The sequence below is a fragment of the Cryobacterium algoritolerans genome (assembly GCF_004402785.1).
Classification (GTDB): domain Bacteria; phylum Actinomycetota; class Actinomycetes; order Actinomycetales; family Microbacteriaceae; genus Cryobacterium; species Cryobacterium algoritolerans.
On sequence record NZ_SOFP01000014.1, the window covers coordinates 1 to 3314 of the forward strand.

At 66.3% G+C, this 3314-nt stretch carries 3 protein-coding genes; all 3 read right to left on the bottom strand.

All coding sequences use genetic code 11. From position 1 onward, the window contains the following. Positions 1–112: 112 nt before the first annotated feature. Positions 113–1102 (bottom strand): tyrosine-type recombinase/integrase, encoded by a 990-nt coding sequence (locus E3O19_RS03655; protein WP_134565347.1) that lies wholly within the window; start codon positions 1100–1102, stop codon positions 113–115. Further along, positions 1099–2031, bottom strand: coding sequence for a tyrosine-type recombinase/integrase (locus tag E3O19_RS03660; protein ID WP_134565349.1), 933 nt, complete (start codon positions 2029–2031; stop codon positions 1099–1101). Before E3O19_RS03660 ends, E3O19_RS03655 begins: the two co-directional genes overlap by 4 nt. Beyond that, on the bottom strand, positions 2028–3314 hold a 1287-nt coding region (locus E3O19_RS03665; protein WP_206750934.1), incomplete at its 5' end, for a site-specific integrase. The genes E3O19_RS03665 and E3O19_RS03660, both read right to left, overlap by 4 nt.

Consider the following 3314-nt stretch of genomic DNA (forward strand, 5'->3'; position numbering starts at 1 on the left):
AATCGATTTATGCCGACTCCGTGATTATGCCGATGCGGGTAGGGCGGCGGGCCTTGCGCCCAGTGCTTTCGATGTCTGTGGTCTGGGGTCGGCTGCGTGGATGTCGGCATAATTACAGTCCTTCCAGGAATGAGAGCAGGCTGTCGGCGGGGCGATACCGGCCGGGCGGCGACGATACCGGGGTGGTTTTTGCCAGCGCGCGTTCCTTGATCGTCATGTCGGCGTGGATGTAGGGATCCGTGGACCGGGTGTCGGCGTGGCCCAGCCAGAGCGCGATGACGGTGGTGTCCACTCCCGCGTGCAGCAACGTCATCGCGGTGGTGTGCCGCAACGTGTGGGGTGAGAGCTTCTTTGACTGCAATGTGCCGCAGGTCAGGGCGGCCGCGGCGTGGTGGGCGATCAATCTGTGTTCGATGGCATCGCGGGTGAGGCGTCGACCGGTGCGGGTGCAGAACAGCGGATCGGTCGGCAGGCCGGCCCTCTCGCGCAGCCAGTAGCGGACCGCCGCTTCGGTTGCTGCGGTGAGCGGGATGGCGCGGTCTTTGCGTCCCTTCCCGTGGCAGCGGACGTTCGAGCCGGTGCCGCAGCTGATGTCGGCGCAGTTCAACCCGGTCAGTTCCGACACCCGCAACCCGGTCTGGATGCAGAGCATCAGCCAGGCGTGGTCGCGGCGTCCCTCCCAGGTGGTGAGGTCCGGGGCAGCCAACAGAGCGTCGACCTCCTCGGCGGTGAGGTAGGACACCGTAGCTTTGTCGAACCTCTTCGGCGGAATCGCCAGCACCCGGGCGATGACGTCCGCGTGTTCGGGGTGCTGCAGCGCGGCGTAGCGGAACAGCGACCGCAGCGCTCCCAGGCGGGCATTGCGTGTGCGGGCGCTGTTGTTCCGCGTGGTCTCCAGATGGTCCAGGAACGCGCTGATCACGCCCTGGTCGAGATCCGACCAGTCCAGGTGCGAGGGCAGCTTCCCCGTCGTGGACTGGACGAAGGCGAACAATAGCCGCAGCGTGTCGCGGTAGGCGGCGACGGTGTGGCCGCTGGCCTGGCGCTGTTTGGCCAGACGGTCGCTGAAGAACATCTGGACCGTCGCCGTGATCCCCGTCATGACTGCACCTGCCCATCCCCAGGCTCGAGGCGTTCAGCGGCCAGGGCGAGGAGTTCCGGCGCAGCGGAGAGATACCAGTAGGTAAACCGTGGATCGCGGTGCCCGAGATAGGTGGAGAGGTAAGGCAGTCGCACGTGAACGTCGGCGCCGCTGCGATACCAGTTGACCAACGTCGTGACCGCGAACGTGTGGCGCAGGTCGTGCAGGCGGGGACCGCGGGCCGCTCCGACCCCGATCCCCGCTTCGGAACACAGGCTGTGGAAGACAGTTTGGACAACGGGATAGAGCAGCCGCTTTCCCGTCACCGTCACGAAGAAACTCGCGGTGGACGGCGCCGGGAGGTGCGTGTCGCGCTGAGCGGCGTATGTGCGCAGTGCAGCAACGGTGCTGGAGAGCACGGGAACCTTGCGGGTCTTCATGAACTTCGACTGCCGAACCAGGAGGACGCCGGCAGCGAGATCAACGTCGGCCCGATCCAGCCGGATCGCTTCCCCGATGCGTAGCCCCGTCACCGCCAGCAGCCCGATCAGGGTGGAATACGTCGCCGCAGGCAGGCGCGAATCCAAGTCGTGCTGCGCATGGCCCATCAGGGCGGTGATGTCGTCGGCGGAATAGATGAATGGTGTCTTCCAGCGCCGGCGGGAGGGGAACAACCCGATTGGTGGGACTTCTGTCGCGGAATCGATGCCGGAGAGGTAGCGGGCGAAGCCGCGAACGGCCGTCATCCGGCGCGGCCAGACAGTGCTGCCCGGTTCAGCCGACACGGTCTCGACCCAGGCGATGGTGTTGGCGGTAGTGACCGTCGGCTGCCCGTTGGCGTCCATCCACGCCACGAACCGGGGAAGAAGCCTCGCCGCGTCAGCCAACTGATAGCCCAAATTCCGTCGCAGCCGAAGATAGTCGTCCAAGGATCTTGTGAGTGTCGTCATGACCTCTGCCCCGGCCAGTCCTGGGCGATGCCGCGTAGGGAGTCGATGTCGACCTTCGCGTAGATGGCAGTGGTGGCCAGATCCCGGTGCCGCAGCACCTGCCCGATGTCCAGCAGGGGAATGTCTTTCGCCAACATCTCTGTCGCCAGCGCGTGCCGCAGCCCGTGTGCCTTCGCGTCCGGGCAATTGGCCCGGCGAGCTGCCCGGCGCACCACGTCACCGACAAGGTCCGCCGGGATCGGTTTGCGTGGGGCCCGTTCGGTGATGAACACCTCCCGGTGCGACGACGCCGGCCGGCCCTCGTGGAGGTAATCCACCAACGCTTCTCCCGCATCGACGGGTAGGGGCATCAGGTCGCGGCGGCGGGCCTTGCCGCGGACCGTGAGCTCCCCGGCGCGCCAATCGACGTCGTCCAGGCGCAGCCGGGCGACCTCGATGCACCGAAGTCCCAGCCGGGCCAACAGCAGCATGATCGCCCGGTCCCGGCGGCCGGTGCTGGTACTGCGGTCGCAGCTGTCCACCATCGCCTCGACCTGCCCGGCGCTCAGCGACACTGGCAGGTGCGCGTCGCGCCAACCGGCAACCGAGGGAACACATCCCGCCAGATTCCAGCGGGTCCGGTCCGTGAGGTAGAGGTAGCGCAGCAACGAGCGCATCTCCGCGACCCGGCCGCGCGCGGACCCGAGACTCACCCGTCCGCTCTCGGCCAGGATGAATGCCGAGATCTCGGCACCGGACAGCATCGTGGTGTCAAGCACCTCTCCTGCGGGCTGACCGATCTGCAGGAATCGCCGCGCCAGGTTCTCATAACGGAGCACCGTCATCGCCGCCAGGTCCTTGTCGTGGACTAACCACTGACGATAGTCCGCAAGCAGAGCCTCCAGCGGAGAGACCACCGCAGTGGGAGGCGGCGCAAGTACCCCGTCCTCCCTCAGCACCTCAAACATCAAAGTGAAGCAGCGGCCAAAGAGTTTCTGGGTGAATCCCTCACGGGCCCGCGCGGCGCGGAAAGAAGCGACGGCCGACTCGTCAAAATCCGCGACCGTCAGCCGTTCCGTCTCCAGCCAGCGGCCGACGTCGCCGACGATCTTCAACAGGCCCAGCCTCGTGCCCGGCGTGTAGCCGAGCGCGGTCAGCTTCGCATCGATAGCGGCGATGTAGGGCGCCATCGCGCCAGCTCTTCTGCGTGTTCCTGGCATCAGTTCGTTCCTCATCTGGAAGCACAGTGCCTCCTCGGGAACAGCTTCCGACAACGCCGGAATTATGCCGACAATTTCTGTGGG